Below are 22,915 nucleotides of genomic sequence, written 5' to 3' on the forward strand. Positions count from 1 at the left end.
ATCGAACCTCAAAAATCTAAATTCCGCCAGCACAAACTTTACTTTTTAGCGCGCTGCTGCTGGTAAACCTTGACAACCTTATCCGCATAAGTAGCAGTTGCGCCGCTTTTACAAGCAGCGGATTCCCCAGTCATCCACCAGCAAGCGGCGCGGCGTACAGCGGCGGTTTCATTGTTGCCGCTAGCTTTGTATTCGTCGCGCAGCAAATCGCCCGCGATACAGGTAACAATTGATTTGGCTTTTGTCGCGTCGGCTTCAAATTGTTGCGGTGTTAAATCTTGTTTGGTACAGAATTTTGCCCAGCGGGAAATATTGTTGGGTAAAACTTGCCACTGACTGTACATTCCGTCGTTTGCGGTTTGCGGCGGCGCGGCTTGTCGCAGCGCTTCTACGAGGGCGGAAACTTGCGCGTCGGTGACTGGTGCGGCTGCTGCAGGAAGTGCTTGCAATCCGAGGCTAATTATCAGGCTACCGAATAGTAGATTGGTTTTTGCGATCGATTTAAAGTTCATTCACAATCCCCTGTTTGATTTAAACTTTGTTTCCTCAAACAAGGTTTACTATTTTGTCGGTAGAATGCCTCTGTCTTAAGTATGATTTGCCCACTTAATGCACTCTCATCACGCTTACGATAGGAATTGTCAATCAATTACGATAAAATTATGGAAGTACAACAAGCGTGAAATTCGACGTTACATCCGACCTGATGGCAGGATTCCTTTCTTAGAGTGGTACTACGCCCTACGAGATGGCAAAGCCCAAGTTAAGGTTGATGCAAGGCTTGAGCGAGTTAGTCTCGGCAATCTGGGGGATTATAAGTCAGTTGGAGATGGTGTCTGTGAAATTAGGATTAACTACGGCCCTGGCTACCGGATTTATTTTAGGCAAATAGGAGGGACAATTGTGCTTCTGCTCTGTAGTGGGGATAAAAGTACCCAAGAACAAGATATTCTCAAAGCGAAGGAGTATTCGGCCGACTATGAAAGAAATGAAAATGCCTACCAGCGATAGCTATTACGAGTCTCTAATTGAATCTCTCAAAGATGCTGAACACGCTGCTGGATTTATCGGGGCTATCTTGGAAGAAAAAGACCCTGAACCCGCACTTTTGAGAAATGCCATCAGAAAGGTGATTGAGGCTAAAATCAGGATGAATGCTCTTTCGGAGTCAGCAAAAGAGCATCACGAAAAACTTGACAAAATGCTGACTGAAAGCGGCGGTTCGGAAATTTACAGTTTGGTAGAATTGCTCGAAGCGTTAGGATTTAAACTAGAAATTACTGTCGCAGGTATTGAGTTGCCCGCTGAGTCGATATCAACGGAAATGGGGGAATCAGAATTATTGCCCGAACCAGCTAATGCAAGTTAAGAAGTAAATCGCACCCTCACCCTTCCAGCACAAAATCAAACAACCGATGAGCCATTTCTAGTTTGCTGCAAGGTGCAATTTCTAGTTGCTTGCCGGCGGCATTAATTAATATTGCTTGATTGGTATTGCTGCCGAAACCTGCACCTATTTTGTCGATCGGGTTTGCGGCAATTACATCCAATTTCTTCGATCGCAATTTCTCCAGCGCAGGCTTGACAATATCTCCAGTTTGTGCAGCAAACCCGACGAGTTTTTGGTGCGGCTGTTTCAATTTTCCCAACTCTGCCACAATATCCGCTACCGGTGCTAGCGGTAAAGAATTGGGGAGTTCGTGCTTCGGCAACTTCTCGCTGCTGTACTGGGCCGGTTTCACATCCGCTACCGCCGCCGCCATCACCGTCAAATCCGCATCGTGAAAGCATTCCAACATCGCCTGCAGCATTTCTCGTGCACTCGTAACCGATCTCGCCCGCACACCAGAGAGCGGTAATTCCCCAGTTATACTGTGTACCAGCGTCACCGTCGCGCCGCGGTGCAGTGCAGCTTGCGCCAAAGCTATGCCCATTTTGCCCGTGGAAGGATTGCCGATAAACCGCACCGGATCGAGATGTTCCCGCGTTCCTCCCGCGGAAATTAACACCCGCTTCCCCGCTAAATCTCGATCGCCCTTGGCATACAACAGCGACTCTATATGAGGCAAAATCTCACCGGGTTCTGCCATGCGGCCAACACCCGCGCGATCGCACGCCAGCATTCCCGCCCCCGGATTCGCCGCGTGATAGCGCCCATAAGTCAGCACCTCCCGCCAATTACCGGCAACCGCCGGCTGTTCCCACATATCCGTATTCATCGCCGGTGCCAGCAAAATCGGGCAACTAGAAGCCAAAACAGTATTAGTCAGCAAATTATCAGCAAAACCCCCCGCCAACTTCGCCAAAGTATTAGCTGTCAGGGGAGCAATTACAAAAACTTCCGCCCATTCTCCCAGTTGAATGTGCAGCGGGCGGCCGTGATTTGCTTGCCAAAAATCTTTGTCAGTAAAAGCAGGATGGCGGCAAAGAGTAGCAAAAGTCAAAGGCGTTACAAACTCAGCAGCAGCATCAGTAAGAATAGCTTTAACTTCAGCTCCAGCTTTCGCTAAAGTTGAAACTACTTCGCAAACTTTGTAAGCCGCAATCCCGCCACTAACGCCAATTAAAATTCGTCTGCCCTTCATGATTTTTTGTAATATAGCAACCTTCTAGGTTATGAAAATTTGATGAATTTCTGACACCATTCCCGATCATTGCCCCTCGCATCTCTTAATTCCTTCTTCCCTCGGACCTCTTCCTTCTTCCCTCTTCCCTCTTCCGACGGACTTACATCCGTTACATCCGTTACATCCGCTACATCCCGTACATTGCTCGTTGCCGAACTTCCCTCGGACTTCTTCCCTCGGACTTCTTCCCTCGGACTTCTTCCTTCTTCCTTCACCTATCAAAAAAAGAATCAAGAAAGAAATTAAGATGAAAATAGACAAAAATCCATAACTCATCTGTTCAACCCGCAACAAAATATGCTGCTAACTTCTTCCTCAATTCCATCAAAATTTTTAAGCTAGATTTTTAAGCCTATGCTTCGTCGTAGGCTTCCATATCCAGAAGGTGGAGATAAGGTTCAACCAGCTCCGGCCGCTGAAAGGCAAGCGATCGCAACAAATGCCAATCATTCAATCCCTCAAAAGGATCGGTATAATCGTCAACCTCCAAACGGACAGCCAATTCTGCCACGTCTTGAGAAGTAAGTACAGCAATATCGCGCGATGCTTTGGTTAAAGTTTTCATGTTTTTTACCCCTGCCCTAGACTTCCGCCATACTATATACTAAGCCTTTAATCACATTTCGACACAGTTTCTACAACAAAACTTCGCATTACATCTACAACTTCCGGTAGAATCTCGTGTCCCATCTTAAATTCTCGATACTGCACCTGAGCTCCCCAAGCAGTCAAACTGTCGCGCGATCGCACCGCAGCACTAATCGGCACAATCGTATCTTGAGTACCGTGCGCGATTAAAACAGGCGGCAAAGCACTCCCCGCAGCGGGCGAAATCGACGAATGCAAATAACCGCTCAAACAAATTAAACCCGCTACGGGCAAAGTCAATCCCACATCCAGAGTCATCGCTCCGCCTTGAGAAAAGCCCCCTAAAATCGTGCGAGACAAAGGCACGCCCGTGCTGCTTTCCAAAGAAAGCAAAAATTCCCTCAGCAATTGCCGGCTTTCTACCAATCCCCCAGCATCTTTGCTTTGAAGGTCATACCACGCTTTGCCCCCCGTTACTTGGGGATGGGGAAACGGGGCATCGGGAAACACAAACTGATAATCCGGCAAATTGAAAGCCGGTGCTAAGGCCGCCAAATCCCGAGCATTAGCACCCCACCCGTGTAAAGCGACAATCAAAGCGACAGGTTGGCGATCGGTTGTTGGCGGAATGCTAATAAATTGTAAAGACATGATAGTGTTAGTAATTGGTAATCTGGCCTTACTACAATTATAAATTGTCGCGGCGAGTAAAACCAAACTTTTAACGCTCCGGGTGCGCGACAGCACACCTTACCTAAGTCAATCCGCACTTGACTAACTGTTAACTGTAGGGTGCGCTGCGACCCGATCCAATTAGCAATCCGCCACTCACAAAACAGTCCCAATTTACTTCAAATAAACCCGCCCCAACGGTTCCTCATCCCCCAGACTATACTGTTCCATCAATCCCTGGCGGCGAATATAAATATTACTTCCTTCTCTCACCACAACAGTATAATTATCAGTGCTTTCTCTGACCAAAATCATCAGTCAACAATTCCGGCGGAGTGCAATCGAAATTGATATTACAGGTAGTTTGCCGGACATAATATCGCGGCAATCTCATAATTGAAAAACCAGTTTATGCGTCCGAGACACAAATAAAAAGAAGAGAATTTTACCTCTTCTTTTATTGCTACGATTTCTGTTTGTTTAAGCACTTTTCTGTTGGTCAAAAAACGACTGCTGCCCTTCTTCAGTCGATATTAAATTCCACCCTTGAGTTGTCAGCTTCTGAAAAGTTGCCCATCCCTTAGAACCGTCCTTTTCCAGGTAGTCGGACGCAGCGAACTGCGGAAAAGCTGTATAAGGCCGCCATGCTTGACGTAGTTCGGTACGCAAGTGCAATATCTTTTCTCCATTGCCTCCCAATCGGGGCAACCAACACATTTGTTTTAGCATTTTTAACACTCCAGAGTTTTACAGTAACGGTAATTCGCCCACATCCCAAATTAAACTTTTAGAACCCTAGAGATACTGCTCGGAATATCTAACAGGTAACAGGGACGGATGAGATTTTCACCGATTACCAATTACTGAGGTAGCAGCAGTCGTTAAAGTTGATTTGGGTTCTCGAAATTTTCTCAGTCAAAGAATAGAGAACTAATACTGTCAAGGCATAAGCAAAAATAATCATTGCTATTATCTGCTCAAACTTGACTTAAAGGCGATCGCGCGAAAATCCAGTTGCATAAAGCATTAATTTTTCTGGTTTCCCTTGCTTGATAATTACAAGCTCATGCTCCCCCTTTCCGCCTAAAATGACATCTCTCTACAGTATTAGCTCTGTAAGCTAAAAAATGTTCCTTTAGTTACAATTATTAAATTTTTGTCACGATTTATATTGTTATCAAAAGTTAAATTACTTTTCATAAACAGCGATTAATAATTTTTAGTAACTTTAGCTACATTTGCTCTGGATGGGTGAACAGTTTGGACGATCGACAGGGCGAACTCCCAACCCGCCCAACAGACGGCAATGGTTTTTATTAAAATATCGACCTAATCATGAGTTGGTGGAATGTTACAGATACCTGATTTTGCTGGGGCAAAGATTGCCTGCACTTTAAACTAAAAATATATATTTTATCCAGGATATTAAGCAGCTAAAATGTTAGTTTACTACCGCTGAAGCCTTGAGCAAACGAGAGCTGTACTTGTCGCCCACCTGTAGAATAACTATCTATATGGTAACAGCATTCCTAGCTTTCCTGCTGCGGAGACTTGGCACATTGGGCGTACAACAAAGTTGTACAAGTTGGGGAATCAGGCTTTAAGTTTGATTGGCGGGCACGGTGAGCGCTGGTATTTGTTTGAGAGTGGGAGAATTTATGTCTCCAGACAGATGATCTGCTAACTCATGCAACATTAAATGGTATTTAGGACTGGCGCAAACAACTCGAAAAACCGGGCTTTCCTAGTGGGGGCGATGGTGGAAACGATTTTTTTTTGTATAAAAATTCGGTTTCTGCGTCTAGCGAGTGCGATCGCCATTCCTGGTATTGAGCATAACAACTGCACTGCGATCGGTCAACTGTCAATTAACACAAAAATTAACACAAACTTTGTCGGAGGACAAACTCTATGGGCTGGCTAAAAAGATTGTTTGGTTTAGAAAAACTTGAAAATCAAGAAAATGTGCAAGCTCCAGCTTACCAAGCGCCTGTAGCTCAAGCTCAAGCACCTGCTCAACCTGCAGCGAACCCTCAGACAATCCCGCCGGAACGCATGGGATTGAATGGAGAATACGATCAAAGCGGTTTAGCTAAACGGGTAGCTCAGGCCTTTGATGCAAATCCTGATGTTGCGGATATTGAGACTGTTTATGTGGCGCAACTCGGCACTACGGTTGTTCTCAAAGGTACAGTTCCCAGCCAAGAAATTGTCAACAAGTTGGTGACAATTGCTAAAGGTGTTAAGGGTGCAACTGCCGTGGAAACGAATGAAGTTACTGTCGGCTAGCACGAAGTTTTTTTATAACAGTTAACAGTTAAATGTTAACTGTTATAAAAAACCGCCCGTCATAGTTAGGCGTTCTTAATTGCACTTTCCCCATGCAGTCGATTGCAACGGATGCCTCTGGAGTTTTGCAAAAATCATTTTTATTATAGTGCGATCGTCCCCGTTCGCGAGTTGTAAAATACGTTATTAGGGGACGCTCGCACGCTCAAATGCAAAACACCAGATGCTCCAAATTGCAACGGAGGCTTCTGGCGACAATAACTAAAGAGTTCATTGTTATGCCTCCAGCCTCCAGCCTTCTTCCTAATGACTAGCCTTCGACTTCGCTCTTCGGCTAGAATGACTACTGACTACTGACTATTGACCACTGACTGCTGACTATTGACTACTGACTAATGACTAATGACTACTGACTACTGACTAATGACTACTGACAACTGACTTCTTATATAACAGTTTTTTTGAATAATCTGGCTGTAGCTAAAAAATATGACCGGGGAAATTTTAGTACCTACTCGCGGCAAATTAGAACGGACTCTTGCACAGGGCATTCAAGCTTTGTACCGCTCTCTGCTAGGACACCAAACGAGTCAGGCGCTGTGCAATATTTTGGATAATAAATTAATAATTGTGATCGAAAATGCGATTACTCAGCCTGAAAAGTTGCTGGCTCAGAATGGCCAGGAAGATTTGGCTTCGCAGGTACGATCGCAATTAGAGTCAGTTCTGGAATTGCAACTGAAAGACTTAATCAAAGAGGTTTTAGGTGTGGGCGTGACAGATTTGCTCAGCGATGCGACCTTGGAGACTGGCCGCACAGGAACCATAGCAATTTTGGAGTCTGCACCTAAAGTTCGCGAGGCGAGTTCTAAGTCTAAAACTCAACCAGAAACGGCTGATAGTTGAGGTGGTGGCGGATAATAGTTTCTAAATCCTTGATATTAAAAGGTTTAGAAAGGTATGCAACACACCCGGCTTGGAGAATCCGATCGCGGTCTTCTGTTTTTGCTAGCGCTGTGACAGCCACGATCGGAATATTTGCGAGTTCGGGGTTTTGTTTGATTCGCTGGACGAATTCTATACCGTCTATATCCGGCAGACAAATGTCGAGTACGATGAGGTCGGGAGAGCGATCGGCTGCTGTCGCTAGAGCACTGTACCCGTCAACGGCTCCGATGAACTCGCAGCCGAACAAATCGAGTATTTGCGTCAGCAGTTCCAAGTTGTCGCGATTGTCGTCTACCGCCAAAACTAGAGGACGGTTGTTAATCGCCCATTGACCGTTATTTAATGACGAGGATTCCAAAGTCTGAGTCCAATTAGGGTAGTTCATAAATATCGATCGAAAGACGATCGTCAAAGTTATCAGCGAGGCATTCCTCAAGTGGCGCTCCGGCACTCGAAACAGATTGGCTCGTATTTGTAGCTCTCAGACGATCGGTCTTTGGTCTAGCTCGATTGTACAATATCGCTGCTAGTTGGGGCAAAGACTGTATCAGTCTATTGATACCATAGCATCTCCATAATTTTACCGATCTAGAGTGCAAATATATCAACTTATACGAGGCCGTGCGCCAGCCTTGACAAGCAGAGGCGATCGCCACCAAAAGTATTGCCAGAAAAGCCTTTTATTTTAATTGCTTTGATTGTTCTCAACAGTGGCAGAGGCTTTGCTGAATACTACCAGCACAGTCCCGGAGGCAAAAAAAACAGATTTCTCGGAAAAATCGTCGATCTATGTCGCTCTATTCCGAGAGATGCTTGACGCTGAAACCGGGTTTTCGACCCCGCGCGCAGGACTACCAACAGCAGACTGAGGTTAAAATCAGTAAATATACCTAAAGCAAGATCGTAACAGACACAAATCTTTAACAATTTCCCTCTGTTGACAGATACTTGTTGAGCAGATTTAGATTTCAATGTTTGTAAGTAGTAACTATCGCAAAATTAGCAAATAAAATCAATTTTTATTTGCTGTTTGCCGGATATTAACCTAGGAGATATTAATGACAATTGCAATCAGAGATGACCTGACTTACATTTTGCTCAAACAGATTGGCAGCGGCAACGCCAAGGGAGATTCGGCAATTAGGAATGCAGCCGAAGAATATGTCGGTCGAGAAGTGGCTGAAGCGGAATTGCTAGGTCACTTGGACTACCTCAACCAAAAAGAATTTATCAAAGCGGAGTTTAGCGGAGAGCCTTACGGAGGGACTGAGTTATTGCCGCCTTTAGTGGCATTTCAAAAAGCCGATTTAACCGAAAAAGGTCGCAAAATGTTGCAGAAAATGGAGACGAATCCTCCCAAGTCCCTGCATCAAGAAGGGTCAGCAGTTCCGATCGCCTCTAAGGATATGCCATTTTTGGAAAAAGTGATGGTAAACGGTAACATGGAGGATATTTTTGATGCCCGCGATATTACCGAATTGGTGTACCGGACAATGCGGGATTTGATGACAACAGAAGCAAGCGATCGCGTGGAAGCCGAACTGCACACAGAAGTTTTGCCGGCGACGGACGACAAAACCCTGCAAAAAGAAATAGCAGATCTGTGGAAAGATACGAATCCGCTGGTGGGATTGCTGAGCCGGGTGCGCCCGCCTTGGCAAGGGCCTGCACCTTTTGTGATCGATTCCAACTTGTTTATTTTTCGGGTGGAACAAGAAGGCGGACTTCCTTCTGGGGTAAAACCGGAAACTGCGATCGCCGCCGTATTTTCGGCAACAAAGGATGAGTTGTCCGAGGAACGAATTCAGGAAATAGCGGGCTTTTTGCCGGACAGAATTCTGAAAATTTGGCAGTCGGCTTGACCGAATATTTTCGAGTATAAATACTTAGCAACCGGGTTGAGGAACCAGTATTCTGTGCGTATTGCCAGAGGCTTGTCTCGTCAGCCCGGTTTCTGCGTGCCTCCAATTAGTTCGATCGAGACGAATGCAAGTCCTAAATGGATCTGGAGTTCCATTTCTGTCGGTCGAACCTTGTAATTGCTTGCTGTGAGAAACCGGGTTTTTCACCGAAATTTGTCGGCAAGTCAGAACGATCCCTAAAAACCAAATTTCTTGGTTTTACGTTGAATAAATCCCCCAGACGCAGCGAAAGTGTTGTATTCTATACTACAGGGCGAGTTGACACAGCAGCTCGCAAAAATGCTGTCAACAGCCGGAGATCAAAAGGGATGGCCCGCGCAAAAGTTAGACCCATGTCAAGATCGACTCTCGAACAAGAAATTTTACTCAATCGCATTACTAATCGCATTCGCAACTCTTTAGAACTGCAAGAGATTTTGACGACTACAGTGCGAGAAATCCGCAGTTTTTTAGGCAGCGATCGGGTAAAAGTTTATCGCTTTGAATCCGACGGTAGCGGTGAAGTGATTGCTGAGTCCATCAACGGCGACAATTTGCCATCTCTGTTGGGTTTGCGCTTTCCTGCCGGCGACATTCCCCAAAGCGCCCGCGAAATGTTTGTCAAAGCGCGGCAGCGAGTGATTGTAGATGTCCAATTGCAGCATCAAACAATTAATCGGTTAGACTGTCCCGACACCGGCAAAACTTTACCTGTTGAAGATATTCGCTATTCTCCTGTAGACTCCTGTCACGTTGAATATCTCACGGCTATGGGGGCGCTTTCTTCTCTGACGGTGCCGATTTTGCATCAAAATCAGCTTTGGGGGCTGTTAGTCTCTCACCACGGCAAACCGAAACGGTTTAGCGATCGAGAATTGAAAATGGTGCAGTTGCTAGTCGATCAGCTTTCCATTGCCATCGCCCAATCTTTTCTGCTGAGTCAAGCCCGACAGCAAGCCCGCGACGAAGCCGTTGTCAACCAAATTAGCAGTCTGCTGCATTCTCCTCTGGAACTAAACGAAATTCGGCAAGCAGTTCTCGAACAAACTGTCAAGCATTTGCGCGGTTCCGGAGGGCGGCTGTACATTGCGGCCGAGTTTGGCGATCGGCCAGCTAAACTTTATACCTGGGGCCAGCAGCCACAGGAGGGAGATATTGAACTCAGCGAGTTTTGGCAGCAGATTATGGGGTTTGCCAACCAAGACGAGGGAGAAAAAACTGCAGGTAATACCAGCCAATTAGGTGTTTTTCCCAAGTTATATTCCGAGCATTACAGTTCAATTGACACAAATTTTTCTAATTTAATTGTACCGCACTTGTACGCGATTTCCGATATTTCTCAAGAACCTCAACTCAAATCTTTATCTGCCAACTTTCTGGAAGCTGACATTCGGTCAGTTTTGGCAATACCGCTGCAATACGGCCAACAGTGCATCGGCTGTCTCACCGTTTTTCGCAGCCCCGTAGAAACGGAAATTTGGTGGGCTGGAAATTGTAATTCCGACGCCCGGAACGATCGTCCCCGACAGTCCTTTACAGCTTGGAAAGAAATCAAAACCGGGGAAACTCAACAGTGGAGCACTGAGGAACTGAAGCTAGCAAAATCTTTGGGAACTCACCTGTACATGGCTGCAATGCAGAGGCGCGTCGAGGCGATGATCCGACATCAAGCTTCTCACGACCAACTGACTGGTTTAGCGAATAGATTGCTGTTTAATGAAAGGCTGTCTTTAGCTTTAGCTAACGCTCACCAAAACGCCGAAATGCTGGCGGTAATCTTTCTAGATTTGGACAGATTTAAAAATGTTAACGATACTCTCGGGCATCCCGTGGGCGATTTGTTGCTGCAAGGTGTATCTCGGCGTTTGACTAACTGTTTGCGCGCGGGTGATTCGCTCGCTCGTTGGGGCGGGGATGAATTTACCGTGCTGCTGCACAATATCAACAGCCCAGAGGAAGCAATTAAGGTTTGCCAGGAAATTATCCACAGTTTGAGCAGTCCTTTTGATTTTGACGGGCTGGAGCTTTATACTAAGGCTAGCTTGGGAATTGCTTTGGCTCCTTACGACGGAGAAGATGCAGAAACTTTGCTAAAAAATGCTGATGCTGCAATGTACAGAGCCAAACAGAAAGGTCGGAATAATTATCAGTTTTACACGCGGGCGATCGGCAATCAAGTCTCCGAAGAACTTAACTTAGAAAATCAGCTTTACAAAGCTCTGAAAAACTCAGAATTTGTGCTGCACTACCAACCGCAAATCAACTTAAATACCGGCAAAATAGTCGGACTGGAAGCTCTGATTAGGTGGCAGCATCCCGAACGCGGTTTGATTGCTCCCAATCGATTTATTCCCTTAGCTGAGGAAACAGGATTTATCTGTCAAATAGACGAATGGGTGATGCGAACTGCTTGCTTGCAAAATCGAGCGTGGCAGTTAATGGGATTGCCGCCGATGCGGATAGCTGTGAATTTATCAGGCCGCCAGTTTATGCAGCCTAACACGGTACAAACCATCGCTAAAATTTTGTCAGAAACCGAGTTAAAGCCGGAGTATTTGGAAATAGAAATTACTGAGAGCATTGCGATGACCGATGTAAATTTTACGGTGTTGGTATTGCGGCAGTTGCAGCAAATGGGAATTCACATTTCTCTGGACGACTTTGGTACCGGTTATTCTTCTTTGTGGTCTCTGAAAAACTTCCCGCTGAACAATTTAAAAATAGACAAATCCTTCGTGGCAGATTTGCTCAACGGCAGCAGCGGTGCTACGATCGTAAAAGTGGCGATCGCCTTGGGACAGGGGCTGAATTTACAGGTGATTGCTGAGGGTGTGGAAACAGCAGAACAGTTGGCGTTTTTGCGATCGCATCAGTGCGATATCGGTCAGGGTTACTTCTTTAGCAAACCAATACCGGCGGCGGCTATAACTCAATTGTGCCTAGAAAATCAATCTGGGAAATAATATCGATTGCGGTGCCACCGGAATCGATATGACAGCTTAGGATCGGGAATTAAATAATTTACACAAGTTTGTGGCGTGTCCCGCCCGCCTTTCTGGACGGGCGGGACGCCCATCCCACAACATTGGTGACAAGTTAAGACTTAATTGCATTTGTCAATCAGTAATATTACTCAAAAAAACTGCTGTTTTAGGAGTGGAAAATTCACGATTTGAGAGGGAGTAGGTATACATATCACCCTCGGCACGATCGCACGATCGCCCTAATCTCAGTTTTGGGCCCAAAATCCGAGTAAATGTTGAGCATAATTGCTGATTGACAACTGCTTTCTTAGCTTAACTTGTTACCAATGATCCCACAATAACCATCACGTATTGTAAGTTATTTAATTCTCATTCCTTACTGCCAAACAAAGACTTTTGCTTCGTATTCCGGCAAGTCAATCATAATATTGTCATCGCCGGATTCAACATCATAATTCCCCGTCCATTCGTGCCAAGTTCCGTTTGCCGGGAAGTGGGGAACGCTGTAACCTGCTAGATAATTTTCTGACATATTCGCCACTACCACTACTCTCGAACCTTCATCGTTCCAGCGAGTGTAAGCAAAAACTTTCGAGTCGGGGTCTTCGTGGAAAAAGTCGATGTTTTCTGTGTAAAGTGCTTGGTTATTTTTGCGTAGGTGAATCAAGCCTTTGTAGTATTCCCACAAACCTTTATTCATGTCATTTCCTAGCAGAGTCCAGTCGATTTTAGATTGCTCGATTGTTTTGGGTTTGTATTCGCCAAATTCTTCGCCCATCCAAATCAGCGGCACGCCAACTGCAGTCATTAACAGCGCAACTCCCAACTTCGCCCGCTTGAATGCTGCTTCATCCAAAATTCCGCGATCGCCCAATTCTGAGAATAGGCGATCGTGGTCGTGATTGCTCAAATAATTGACTACATTTGTAGCGCCCAAGAAACCTTGGCGCTTGCAGTCGATTACCTCTTTGAGCCGCTCTAAATCAAAATTATCGCCGCACAGTTGTGGAATCAGCGAGTGATAGAAACTGTCGTGCCAGCAGCCGTCCATCGGCCCGTCTACATTGGTGATGCTGGGATTTTCGGGAATGTATTCGGCAATAGTGTAAAACGGTTTTGGGCCGGCGACACTTTTAGCTTCTTGAACGATCCAGTGCATGAAATCGTAGTTGGCAATTTGTCGCGCCGCGTCGAAACGAATGCCGTCGAGATGGTATTCTTGAACCCAATAGCGGACTGTATCGCCAATAAATTTGCGCGCTGGGTAAGTTCCTAAGTTTTCGTCGTAAAATTCGTAGTTGAATTCCGGGCCCCAATTGTTGTCTGGATCGCGGGGGGCGTGGTGGTACCAATAATCGTGATCGATTTGGGTGAGGGGGCTCGATGATTCGGAGTGGTTGTAAATCCCGTCGATGATGACGCGAATGCCGCGGGCGTGACACTCGTCTATCAGGTTTTTGAGTTCTTCTGTGGTGCCGTAGCTGGATTCGGCAGCGAAGAAGTAGCGGGGGTTGTAGCCCCAACTGTAGTCGCCGGGGTATTCTTTGAGGGGCATTAGTTCGATCGCGTTGATGCCGAGTTCGGCTAGGTAATCGAGTTTTTCGACGACGTGCTTGTATTTGCCGCGGGCGAGGGGATCTGCTTCGCCACCGGAAAAGTCGGCAACGTGCATTTCGTAAATTACTAATTCTCGATCGGCAGGGAGGGGTTTGTCGTCGTGTTTCCAGACGTAGCTATCGACGATGCGCGAGCCATCTTTGATCCTAACAACGGCGTTTTGACTCGGATCGTCAATGTCAGTCGCGTAGGGATCTACCACATCTACCCACTCATCCGCTTCCACAAACCAGCTTTTCGACTGCACGCGGAATTTGTATTGATAAACGCCATCCTCCAAATCTACTGTGGTGCTGAAATTACCTTCTTCATCCTTTTCCATCGGGATTTCTTCCCAATTAGAAAAACACCCCATCAAGGCAGCTCCTTTGTTGTAAGGAGCAAATAATTTGAATTCAATTGGAGCCGCCATAGTACCTCTTTTAGAATATTTCAGTAAGAGTTGATACTTTTAATTTCGCAAATTTAAGCGAACTCAGGAATCAGTCTGCGGATATAACTTTTTTAACTGCTCAACTATGCCTCAAAGCAGGGTATTTGGCCCTGGCTTCTGCATTTTGTGAAGTGAAATCGCGCCAGTCTTCGTAAGTGCGATCGCCATTTGTTTTATTGGCGATCGTTCAATCTTAACTATTAGTAATAGTATCATTATTTGACATCTATCTTAAGGTGTATTTACTGATAAATAATGATTTAAAATATCTGCACTGGGATAGATGCGGAGTTAAATATAGCTTTTTAATACTTAAAAATATCGGGGTGGCGATGGTGAGATTGCCGTCTATATTTCTGGCAGTAAGGTGCGCGTTGCACACCCTACTGGATCTGGGTAAGGCGCGCCATGTGCGCCCTATGTTAACTACTTTTTAGCCTTTTGATAACGCTTCATCCAACCAAGCCAGAACGGAGGGCGAGAACGGCCGCCTGAGTGCGATCGTCAGCACACAACTTGTTTAAAATATTGCGGACGTGAGTCTTGACCGTACCGACCGTAATGTACAGCTTTTCGGCGATGGCAGCATTGCTGTAACCCTGCACGATCAGTTCCAAAACTTCTAATTCCCGCTCGGTTAAAGGGTAAGTTTCAATGATGTGACTGAACTCTGGCTCGGCCGCCTTAATTGTGACTCTTTTGCCCTCAATCTTGGGTTCTTCCGGGGCAGACTCCTTCGTGCGAGCTTGTTTCAGAACAATGCGGGCGATCGCCGGATCGATCCAAGAGTTACCTTCGTGAGTTACTTTTACTACGTCTAACAACTGATCGAAGCTGATATCTTTCATACAGTAAGAGTCAGCTCCGGCGGCAAAAGCTGCCAGCACTTCTTCTTCATTGTCCTGAAAAGTCAGAATCAAAATTTTGGTATCGGGATCGGACTCCGTTATCGATTTTTTGAACTTTTGTGTAAGTTCAATACCGTCAAAATCTGGCAAACCAATGTCTACAATTGCCACATCAGGCTTTGAAGACAGAAGGAGTTTCAATCCGTCTGTAGCGTTAGCTGCATCGCCGACAACTTCTATCGTGTCACGCTGTTGTAAAGCTGTGCGGATGCCGACTCTTGTCAGGTCGTGGTCTTCTATCAATGCAACGCGAATTTTACTCATGTTTCTTCCAATAGTCCCCTAAACTTTTAAAATATCGTCCACTGACTCAGCCAAACTGAGTAAATTTGAGAATGTGTGCTGATTTAGAGTTTGACAAGCCGCACATCTTGTTTAAGCATACTCATGCAGTCGCCAAGAATGCAAGTTAATTTTTAAGTTATTTTGCCGCGATCGCCAGCTTGCGCCCGATCGCGGGACGGTTCAACAGTTGACCGGGGACTGTTGACTGGGGACTGTTACCTCGTACTCGATCGCGAAGAGATGGTCAGCGAGGAAAATTAATTTTTCCTTTCTACCTCCAAAGGGAGGCTTTAAACCCATTATTTTGCTGGTAAGCTCTCAATGTTTTTAACAGTTTAACTGAATTCTGCCATTGTCCGCCCCTTGATAGAGGTAAAGATAACACTACTCAGATACATTTAAACTATAAAAACTTTTGATGCACTCGGGTAATCAAAATAAATAAAGCTAGTAGCGCGAGTCTTGAGTCGATGTTATGGCTCAAGTTGAGTGCTTATTGATAATAACCAGTTATGACTCACTATCACGGCAATAACTATTTTCGCTCCGAGTTTTCCGACACGGAAGTATTACACAAAGTATCAGAAATAACTTCCCCCCAACGACAAGTTTGGGACTGCGAAACTCAGGACGATCGCCTGCGATCGGCCATTCCTCACATAGTTTGGAAAGTAAATGCGAAGGGCTGGGCGACTTATTTAGGTCATGGGTGGGAGGAGTATACGGGGGTACCAGCAGCAGCAGCCTTGGGTTTCGGCTATTTAGCGCGCGTTCACCCAGAAGACCGTCCTCGTCTGTTGGCCCGATCCTCTTCGTTGGCGCAGCCCCCGCAGGGGCGGGCTTCGCTAACGCACACTGCTCAAACCCCGCCGCCAAGTTACGAAATAAAATTTCGTCTGTTGGCGCGCTGCGGCACTTACCGCTGGAACTTAGCCAGAGGAGCGCCCGCGAACCCAGAAAGTCACGATGTTTTAGAGTGGGTAGGAACCTACACAGATATGGACGCGATCGAACAAACTCAAGCCGAGACAGAAGCAGAACCAGAATTTTTGGGGCCCCAAGCGCGCTCGCAAGCTAACTTCCGAGCAGAAAATTTGTGCGAACACAAGACGCTAACGCAGGCGGGGCAAGATTTGCAGGCGATCGATCGGTTTACAAATCTGTTAAGCCAGCGCGCGGGTAACTTGTCGGAATTGTTACAAGCAATCGCAGATGCGACTTTAGAGGCGATCGCCGGAGCTGAATTTTGCCTGGTAGCGCTCCCCGACTGCGATTGCAGCGGCCTCAAGCTCACCGCTGTCGGAGGATCTCAAAGCTTTGAGAAAGGCAAAACTCCGCAGGTGCAAAATAACCTGCTGTTGAAAGCGTTTGCGACGGGAGAGTCGCAACTGTGGTACTCTGACTGCGACTCAGGATTACCGGGGGCGGCAATCGCTGCGGCGATCGAGTCGGGAGAAAGTGGGCGTTTGGGCGTGTTGGCCATCGGCACCGGCAAAGAGTGCGCGGCAATTGAGGGATCTGTGCAACTGCTGGCGGTGATGGGAAAACAAGCTGCGATCGCGATTAACAACGCGCGGGCGATCGAAAAATTAAAAAAGCAAGAACAGCTTTTAGAGTTGCAAAACGAGCTGTTAATTCGCCAGCAGGAAGAACTGGAAAATCAGGGCCGGCGCATTCAACAGCAAAAATTGCAATTGCTAGAAGCAGCGAAGTTAAAATCCCAATTTTTGGGCACCATGTCCCACGAATTGCTAACTCCCATGAATTCGATTATCGGCTTTTCTCAATTGCTGCTGCGCCAGCACAAACAACTGCTGACTGAGGCGCAAACAAAGATGGTATCGCGGATTTTAAATAATGGCAAAAACCTGCTAACCCTGATTAACGATATCCTCGAACTCTCCAAAATTGAGAGTTGCCGCACAGAATTAGAAATAGAAGAATTTAATTTAGCGCACTTAGTAATGGATGCCGCTCGGGAATTTGGAACTCAAGCCATTGCAAAGAATGTAGCAATGTCTGTTAGCGTCTGCTTGCAGGAGCGGTTGATAGTTAATGACAAGTGGCGGCTGCGGCAAATTTTGGTTAATCTGATTTCCAACGCGATTAAATTCACGCATCAGGGCTGCATTTCGATCGAGGTGCGGGAATTAAAGGGCGATCGGCTAAGTATCACAGTTCGGGATACAGGAATCGGCATCTGTGAAACTGATATGCCCAAAATTTTTGACAAATTCCGCCAAGCCGACCAAACCGCAGCCCGCGCTTATCCTGGTACCGGTTTAGGATTAGCGATTTGTACTTCTTTAGTTCAGATGATGGACGGCACAATTGCCGCAGAAAGTCAACTAAAACAAGGTTCGACATTTACGATCGAAATTCCGCGAAAAATTCACGCTCAGCTATAAAAAATGCACGCAACAAAAGGCAGAAGGAAGTTCGGTTAGCTCCTTTTTGATAGCATTACAGTTATGTATTGCTGTCCCCGAAGAGCGAAATCGATCGCTCTTCGGGAACAGCACTCTCAAGGATGCAAATATACAATTCTGATGCTACCGAATTTGATATTGGCGATCGTATTATGTGCGATCGATTACCAAAAAAAAATGCTTCTGGATTGCGGACTCGTATTCCGCAATCCAGAAGCGGAATCGCATTCCGCCCTACGAACTAACCTATCTGTGCGGTTAATCGATCGGACAGGATTCTGCGTTTAGCTCGAAGCGGTTTTAACAACCGACTAAAGACTAGAAGTTTTCCCAACTTCAGCCTGAGTAGCAATTGGTTTAACATCGGTGTGGCCCATATTATTAGCTACATCGCGCAGCACCGAAATTTGCTGTTCAAAATCAAGACCTTCAATTTCACCCAATAGGCCATTGACAGCCTCAGTTGCCTCATATCCTTCGGGGATATCCACAATTTTGTCCCCCATACCAACCGCCCAAGCATACCAAACCACCAACTGATTGTTAGCAGTTAAAGCTCCGTAATCGCGAGAATAAGGCGTGTCATCGCGGTTGACAATAGCTCGCATTATATTCAGTTGTTCATCATCAGAAAGGTTGTAAAAATCACCTAGCAGCACGGGAGCTAATTCTGGCTCTGCGGCTTGGGGAGCTGCTGGTGTAATTGAATCTCCCATTTCTTCATAAATAAAGTAGAGCAGCGCCAGTTTTTCATCTGTACCCAACCCGTTGATTTTCTGAACTATCTTTTGAGTGTCCTTGGAGAGAGAGTGAGAATTGGTTTCGGCGGGTGAGTTCATAAATAAGTTCCTTAAAAATGCTTCCAGAATATATAAATATCAAGATTTGTAAGTACAAGTCACCATCCTCTAGAGGTAATGTGATTTGAGATTTGAGATTTGAGATTTGAGATTTGAGATTTGCAAATGACTTATTTTATAAGGGTTTGGGCTACGGGCTGGCGGTTGGATTAGTTTTTTATACGGGCATAATGTTTAGCCACCAGTAGTCAAAACTCATCCTTAAGATAGAAGCCACCGATACATCTGCAGATAGATGAAAAAACTGCGAAATTAAATTATTATTTAGAAATTGAATTCTTAAATAAAACTAGCAAGGAGTCCGATATGTCTGAAGTCAGTAAAGAAGCAAATAACTCTCAAACATTTGACGCTCAGCAAATAACTGAAAATGTGGAAGCTGGAGAACAAAAATTGCAGAATGTTGATGTATCGGCAGACTACGAAGCTTCCAAAGAATTCAGCGTTAGTGAAGTCGATCGCACAAGTGCAGGTGCCAAAGCTGCCGCCGCTGCAACTAAGCCTAAATTTGATGTTCCCGCTCCTAAAGATATTGCAACATCGGCAAATTCAAGCAGCAAGCCCGATGATTTTCGGGCGATGGCTAAGGAAGTTAAGCCTGCAGGTACACCGGGGAATGTTACCGACGATTTGGTAGAGAAGGCGATCGATCGCGGTACTCCTGGCAGTTAATTGAGAAATTGTCAATCCTCGACAGATAAGCTCTATCTCGTAGGGTGCGCGGGCGCACCTTACTTCTACAATTCGCGCGTCCAACCACTTTTTGCAAAAGTCCTGAATTCTCAATTGACTGTACGATAAGCAGGGAGAATCTCATTTTTGTAAAAAGTATTTTTTTTGCTTGAGTGCTTTCCGAGTTCTGAATGCAGAACACAGATGATCCAGATTTGGATTGTGGTTGAAGGGCGATTTTTCAAGTATTCTCGGCTTAAGTTTATGTTTATGAAGTTTTAAGTGTCGCTAATTGATTGATTTTAAGTCGATCGCCCGACAAATCTTGCTCGCAGTGCGATCGTCCAAAATTTCAATTACTAAGTCTACCCGATCGCCCTCCAGCATCGACTGCATAAATAACTCAGGATGCAGCGCTTTCCAGAAATATTCAACAAACCGATTAATTTCGGCTTCCGACATTCCCGACTTACCCGCCGCCATCATTTCCCGTTCCGCCTGATTCCGCCACACTTGAGAAACGCGGTAATCTCGGGGATACAAAACCATCAACCGATCTAATCGGTTCCACAGCGGCAAATAGTCGTGCAGCTTCGCATTCATATCGCGCGCAAACAGACAGTCAGCCTCTGTAGAAATAGGAAACGGCTCAGTTGCTAAAAACTCGTTTAATGTGGCATCAGCGACTGGATTCACGCCGACAAACCAACCTTCAAACAGTACAATATCCGCACCGCAAATAATTTCGGGTTGAGTTCTGTCTCCCGCACCACCCCAGCCCGATTTGTCAAACCGGGGAATTTCTATATTTTTAATTATATCTGTTGGCGGGAAATCGGATTTTAGATTGTCAACTGCTGCTAATTCGCTAGTTTCTGAACCTCGCAACTTGTCTAAAACTGCGATTCCCAAGTCAATATCGTGAGTTCCGGGGGGGCCGCGCCAAATTAAACGGGGGTCTGTTTTTTGGAGTTGTTGGCGATCGGCATAAGTCTTGTAAAGGTCATCTAAAGAAATGCTGACCGTAGAATATCCCATTTTTTCCAGAATCACCTTCAAAACTTGGCATAAAGTCGTTTTTCCGGTTCCTTGACTGCCTAAAATACCTTGAATTAGAGGACGGTTAAAACTTTGTTTTTCAGTAGATAATTGGATTGCTAGCGGCAGCCAAAGATTCCACAAAGTTTCGAGAAAAATAGTTGACTTTTGCGGGAAAGTATGCAGTTTGTCAAGCAGAGCAAACAATAAATCGGTTTTGTGACGGACAACATCGGCTGCTGAGTCGGGAGTAATGTTAAAAGCGCGCGCGCGCGCCTCATCCGCAAGTTCCCAAACTGCCAGCAATTCTAACTCGCGGGCGCCGATCTTCCTGAGCGGGCGATCGCCAGTTATCCATGCTTCTAAAATTTCTACAGGATTTAAGTTCGATCGATCCATCTGCTTAAAAATATCGGGCGGACACTCGAAAGCAAGGCCCCTACAACTCAACACTTGTTAAGAACCAAGCTTAAAAGCCTCCACAAATAAATTATAAGTAACACCAATTTTCAAAGCTTGCAGCAGTTCCACCCATAAATAACGAGTTCCTTGCCGCCGCCAGCCATAAAGCAGCAGGCTCACCAATTCCGTCCACAATACCAACAGCGCCGCGGCGATAATATCCCAATCAGAGGATTGTCCGGCGATCGTCGAAAGAGCAGTTCCCAAAAAAGTGCCGAACAGCAAGCTAATGAGCAAAAGCGAAATCCGCCGCCAAGGATTGCTCGCCCAGCGTGCGAATTGCTCGCCCAGAATGTCAAGCAATCTGTTAATTCGGGTATTCTGCATAGTCGTTAAAAATTATACTGATGAGTTAAAAAATGTGGGTCTAGAGCGACTCTAAATGTTTACCGGGTGTGTCGGCCCCCATCTAAAATTTAAAATTTAACATTTAAGATGGTATTGAGCGATCGCCACGACTGCATTAGCTTTGGCGATCGAAGGTCAAGCCCTCCTCTTTGCTAGCAAAGACGCTCGCTCGCGATCGGTCAACTAATAGTGTATCTGTATCTTGTGGCAAAGCAGCCCCAGGCTCTAGATTCCAAGTCGTTATGACTAATTGCACCTGTGCGAACTATATGTTTAAGAATAAAACTTATGAAGCTTAAAATTTACCAGATTTTAATTGGATTGTCGATCGTCCTAATGATAGGAATGTTTCTGGGACGCTTTGAAATCACGATCTCCAACGGTGCAAATCAGCCCAACGATCTACCGAACGCAGCCACCGCACTCCCCCCAATACCCCCCGTTTCTCCAGTCACCACAGCCTCGGCAGATACCGCAAACGAACCAAAACCCGACTCAATAGCAGCGCCCCGAGAGTCAGAGGAGGAATTGCTTGCCTCAATCCCTGCAAATATTAAAGCCGCCGGCATTCTGCGCGTCAGCAACCGCAGCGAACACCCAGTGCGAGTAGCCCTGCTGTCGAAAGGCCAAGCCGAGAAATCCTACGGGAAACCGGCACACTGGGATTTTGCGCCGGGGGAAGGAGGCGACAAGGGACTGATGCTATCGCTGCCGGAGGGCAAGTTAAAAGTCAAACGGGGAGACATTGTGGTGGTTTTTGCTCAAGATGGTTCCCGCCGCTACTGGGGGCCTTACGTTGCCGGGGAGACAGCCTCGCCCGCTTGGAACAGCACAGCGGAGGAATGGCAATTAATTTTGCAGCCTTGAAGGCTAGGAGGAAGGAAGAAGGAGGAAGGAAGAAGGAGGAAGGAAGAAGGAAGAAGGAAGAAGGAAGAAGGAAGAAGGAAGAAGGAGGAAGGAAGAAGGAGGAAGGAAGAAGGAAGAAGGAGGAAGGAAGAAGGAGGAAGGAAGAAGGAGGAAGGAAGAAGGAAGAAGGAGGAAGTCATTAGTCATTAGTCATTAGTCATCAGTCATCAGTCATCAGTCATCAGTGCTGTCGCCTCCGAGCTTTCCGTACAACGTCATCAGGCAGAAGGCAGAAGGAGGAAGGAAGTCGGAGGAAGACATACACAGCCAGCTCGCGAGCTATATTTGATATTTCATTAGGTGGATTTACTTAGCTGCGGCCGGAGATTTTGGTTGAGAAACCGGGTTGCTCAGCTATTGTTGAGAACGGTGCAAGATTTGAGTTGAACCGGATTCGATCGAGTTTCGAGTTTCGAGAATGCAAATCTTTCGGTAGACTCTCTAATGCGAGTTAAAATTTAAAATCTAAAATCGCAGGAAGTTTGGGTGAAGGAAGTTATTAAAAAGTTGTCAGAGTTTAGGAATCGCCCTATCGCGCCTTTGTTGCTGTCGCTGTTGTGGCTGGGGGCGATCGCCTCGGTGGCTTTTTTGTGGAATCTCGGCAACATCGGCTTAGTTGACGAAACCGAACCGCTGTTTGCCGAAGCCGCCCGTCAAATGACGGTGACAGGGGATTGGATCACTCCTTATTTCAACGGCGAAACCAGGTTTGACAAGCCACCGTTGATTTACTGGCTGATGGCGGTGGCTTACCGCACTTTGGGAGTTAACGAGTGGGCTGTACGTCTGCCGTCGGCTTTGTGCGCGATCGCCCTTACTTGCCTCGGATTCTATACGCTATCGAAGACAGAAGGAAGTTCGGCAACGGATTCTGTAGCAGATGTAGCGGATGTAGCGGATGTAACCGAGGAGAAATCCGAGGGAATATTTTCTCAGTCTCCCCCTCCC

Annotated in this window: 27 protein-coding genes; 13 read left to right on the forward strand and 14 right to left on the reverse strand. The window is 46.1% G+C overall.

The genetic code is table 11. The features are described 5' to 3' along the window. Window positions 1-38: 38 nt before the first annotated feature. Window positions 39-512: a hypothetical protein gene (locus tag AACV78_RS23090; protein ID WP_194009793.1), complete on the reverse strand. Its 474-nt coding sequence runs from the start codon at window positions 510-512 to the stop codon at window positions 39-41. Between the two features lie 97 nt (window positions 513-609). Between AACV78_RS23090 and AACV78_RS23095 the strand changes: the two genes are divergently transcribed. Together AACV78_RS23095 and AACV78_RS23100 are read left to right on the forward strand one after the other, a co-directional pair. Continuing rightward, window positions 610-1,011, forward strand: coding sequence for a type II toxin-antitoxin system RelE/ParE family toxin (locus AACV78_RS23095; RefSeq protein ID WP_228042418.1), 402 nt, complete (start codon window positions 610-612; stop codon window positions 1,009-1,011). Beyond that, entirely contained in the window at window positions 995-1,369 is a 375-nt protein-coding gene (locus tag AACV78_RS23100; protein ID WP_339383781.1) for a helix-turn-helix domain-containing transcriptional regulator, read from the forward strand. Before AACV78_RS23095 ends, AACV78_RS23100 begins: the two co-directional genes overlap by 17 nt. Before the next feature lie 16 nt (window positions 1,370-1,385). Here AACV78_RS23100 and coaBC read toward each other — a convergent pair whose 3' ends face one another. The 6 genes from coaBC to AACV78_RS23130 form a co-directional block, all read right to left on the reverse strand. Further along, a complete protein-coding gene (gene coaBC, locus AACV78_RS23105) occupies window positions 1,386-2,585 on the reverse strand; it encodes a bifunctional phosphopantothenoylcysteine decarboxylase/phosphopantothenate--cysteine ligase CoaBC (protein WP_194009795.1) in 1,200 nt (399 codons plus the stop codon). A 66-nt stretch (window positions 2,586-2,651) separates the two neighbouring features. Beyond that, on the reverse strand, window positions 2,652-2,903 hold the full coding sequence (locus AACV78_RS23110; RefSeq protein WP_194009796.1) for a hypothetical protein: 252 nt from the start codon (window positions 2,901-2,903) through the stop codon (window positions 2,652-2,654). A gap of 76 nt (window positions 2,904-2,979) precedes the next feature. Next, a complete protein-coding gene (gene isiD, locus AACV78_RS23115; RefSeq protein ID WP_006632739.1) occupies window positions 2,980-3,192 on the reverse strand; it encodes a protein IsiD in 213 nt (70 codons plus the stop codon). 47 nt (window positions 3,193-3,239) lie between these two features. Then, on the reverse strand, window positions 3,240-3,866 hold the full coding sequence (locus AACV78_RS23120) for an alpha/beta hydrolase (RefSeq protein WP_194009797.1): 627 nt from the start codon (window positions 3,864-3,866) through the stop codon (window positions 3,240-3,242). 195 nt (window positions 3,867-4,061) lie between these two features. Beyond that, complete coding sequence (locus tag AACV78_RS23125; protein WP_228042419.1) at window positions 4,062-4,202, reverse strand: hypothetical protein; 141 nt, start codon at window positions 4,200-4,202, stop codon at window positions 4,062-4,064. 165 nt (window positions 4,203-4,367) lie between these two features. Next, the gene (locus AACV78_RS23130) at window positions 4,368-4,616 is read right to left on the reverse strand and encodes a hypothetical protein (protein ID WP_194009798.1); all 249 of its coding nucleotides are present in this window, start codon (window positions 4,614-4,616) and stop codon (window positions 4,368-4,370) included. 970 nt (window positions 4,617-5,586) lie between these two features. On the opposite strand from AACV78_RS23130, the gene AACV78_RS23135 reads away from it, so the two are divergent. The 3 genes from AACV78_RS23135 (at window position 5,587) to AACV78_RS23145 (ending at window position 7,082) form a co-directional block, all read left to right on the forward strand. Then, window positions 5,587-5,811: a hypothetical protein gene (locus AACV78_RS23135; protein ID WP_194009799.1), complete on the forward strand. Its 225-nt coding sequence runs from the start codon at window positions 5,587-5,589 to the stop codon at window positions 5,809-5,811. Then, window positions 5,799-6,176 carry a BON domain-containing protein gene (locus AACV78_RS23140; protein WP_194009800.1) on the forward strand — a complete coding sequence of 126 codons (378 nt, stop codon included), beginning with the start codon at window positions 5,799-5,801 and terminating at the stop codon, window positions 6,174-6,176. The genes AACV78_RS23135 and AACV78_RS23140 overlap by 13 nt, the downstream gene beginning before the upstream one ends. A gap of 489 nt (window positions 6,177-6,665) precedes the next feature. After that, window positions 6,666-7,082 carry a Na-translocating system protein MpsC family protein gene (locus tag AACV78_RS23145; protein ID WP_194009801.1) on the forward strand — a complete coding sequence of 139 codons (417 nt, stop codon included), beginning with the start codon at window positions 6,666-6,668 and terminating at the stop codon, window positions 7,080-7,082. On the opposite strand, the gene AACV78_RS23150 is transcribed toward AACV78_RS23145, so the two are convergent. Next, the gene (locus AACV78_RS23150) at window positions 7,051-7,509 is read right to left on the reverse strand and encodes a response regulator (protein ID WP_194009802.1); all 459 of its coding nucleotides are present in this window, start codon (window positions 7,507-7,509) and stop codon (window positions 7,051-7,053) included. The two genes, AACV78_RS23145 and AACV78_RS23150, sit on opposite strands and share 32 nt — an antisense overlap. A 279-nt stretch (window positions 7,510-7,788) precedes the next feature. On the opposite strand from AACV78_RS23150, the gene AACV78_RS23155 reads away from it, so the two are divergent. The 3 genes from AACV78_RS23155 (at window position 7,789) to AACV78_RS23165 (ending at window position 11,988) form a co-directional block, all read left to right on the forward strand. After that, entirely contained in the window at window positions 7,789-7,941 is a 153-nt protein-coding gene (locus AACV78_RS23155) for a hypothetical protein (protein ID WP_194009803.1), read from the forward strand. A 241-nt stretch (window positions 7,942-8,182) separates the two neighbouring features. Next, complete coding sequence (locus AACV78_RS23160; RefSeq protein WP_194009804.1) at window positions 8,183-8,986, forward strand: DUF2267 domain-containing protein; 804 nt, start codon at window positions 8,183-8,185, stop codon at window positions 8,984-8,986. A gap of 392 nt (window positions 8,987-9,378) precedes the next feature. Continuing rightward, on the forward strand, window positions 9,379-11,988 hold the full coding sequence (locus AACV78_RS23165) for an EAL domain-containing protein (protein WP_228042420.1): 2,610 nt from the start codon (window positions 9,379-9,381) through the stop codon (window positions 11,986-11,988). Between the two features lie 397 nt (window positions 11,989-12,385). On the opposite strand, the gene AACV78_RS23170 is transcribed toward AACV78_RS23165, so the two are convergent. Together AACV78_RS23170 and AACV78_RS23175 are read right to left on the reverse strand one after the other, a co-directional pair. Beyond that, window positions 12,386-14,038, reverse strand: a complete 1,653-nt coding sequence (locus AACV78_RS23170) for an alpha-amylase family glycosyl hydrolase (protein WP_194009806.1) — start codon at window positions 14,036-14,038, stop codon at window positions 12,386-12,388. A gap of 473 nt (window positions 14,039-14,511) precedes the next feature. Then, window positions 14,512-15,231: a response regulator gene (locus tag AACV78_RS23175; protein ID WP_194009807.1), complete on the reverse strand. Its 720-nt coding sequence runs from the start codon at window positions 15,229-15,231 to the stop codon at window positions 14,512-14,514. Window positions 15,232-15,764: 533 nt separating this feature from the next. On the opposite strand from AACV78_RS23175, the gene AACV78_RS23180 reads away from it, so the two are divergent. Beyond that, window positions 15,765-17,660, forward strand: a complete 1,896-nt coding sequence (locus AACV78_RS23180; protein ID WP_194009808.1) for a sensor histidine kinase — start codon at window positions 15,765-15,767, stop codon at window positions 17,658-17,660. Window positions 17,661-17,992: 332 nt separating this feature from the next. Here AACV78_RS23180 and AACV78_RS23185 read toward each other — a convergent pair whose 3' ends face one another. Beyond that, window positions 17,993-18,520 carry an orange carotenoid protein N-terminal domain-containing protein gene (locus AACV78_RS23185; protein WP_194009809.1) on the reverse strand — a complete coding sequence of 176 codons (528 nt, stop codon included), beginning with the start codon at window positions 18,518-18,520 and terminating at the stop codon, window positions 17,993-17,995. Window positions 18,521-18,847: 327 nt separating this feature from the next. Between AACV78_RS23185 and AACV78_RS23190 the strand changes: the two genes are divergently transcribed. Then, window positions 18,848-19,213, forward strand: coding sequence for a hypothetical protein (locus tag AACV78_RS23190; RefSeq protein WP_194009810.1), 366 nt, complete (start codon window positions 18,848-18,850; stop codon window positions 19,211-19,213). Between the two features lie 288 nt (window positions 19,214-19,501). Here AACV78_RS23190 and AACV78_RS23195 read toward each other — a convergent pair whose 3' ends face one another. The 3 genes from AACV78_RS23195 to AACV78_RS23205 form a co-directional block, all read right to left on the reverse strand. Then, on the reverse strand, window positions 19,502-20,650 hold the full coding sequence (locus AACV78_RS23195; protein WP_194009811.1) for a glycerate kinase: 1,149 nt from the start codon (window positions 20,648-20,650) through the stop codon (window positions 19,502-19,504). 57 nt (window positions 20,651-20,707) lie between these two features. Then, window positions 20,708-21,040: a DUF565 domain-containing protein gene (locus tag AACV78_RS23200; protein ID WP_194009812.1), complete on the reverse strand. Its 333-nt coding sequence runs from the start codon at window positions 21,038-21,040 to the stop codon at window positions 20,708-20,710. A 136-nt stretch (window positions 21,041-21,176) separates the two neighbouring features. Further along, window positions 21,177-21,317, reverse strand: a complete 141-nt coding sequence (locus tag AACV78_RS23205) for a hypothetical protein (protein ID WP_194009813.1) — start codon at window positions 21,315-21,317, stop codon at window positions 21,177-21,179. A gap of 32 nt (window positions 21,318-21,349) precedes the next feature. Between AACV78_RS23205 and AACV78_RS23210 the strand changes: the two genes are divergently transcribed. The 3 genes from AACV78_RS23210 to AACV78_RS23220 form a co-directional block, all read left to right on the forward strand. Beyond that, complete coding sequence (locus AACV78_RS23210; RefSeq protein WP_194009814.1) at window positions 21,350-21,928, forward strand: hypothetical protein; 579 nt, start codon at window positions 21,350-21,352, stop codon at window positions 21,926-21,928. Continuing rightward, complete coding sequence (locus AACV78_RS23215) at window positions 21,904-22,110, forward strand: hypothetical protein (RefSeq protein WP_194009815.1); 207 nt, start codon at window positions 21,904-21,906, stop codon at window positions 22,108-22,110. Before AACV78_RS23210 ends, AACV78_RS23215 begins: the two co-directional genes overlap by 25 nt. Before the next feature lie 343 nt (window positions 22,111-22,453). After that, window positions 22,454-22,915, forward strand: a 462-nt coding sequence (locus tag AACV78_RS23220; protein WP_339383782.1) for an ArnT family glycosyltransferase, incomplete at its 3' end; no start/stop codon positions are given.

Source organism: Tychonema sp. LEGE 07196 (assembly GCF_963890365.1).
In the GTDB taxonomy this organism is placed as follows: Bacteria; Cyanobacteriota; Cyanobacteriia; order Cyanobacteriales; family Microcoleaceae; genus Microcoleus.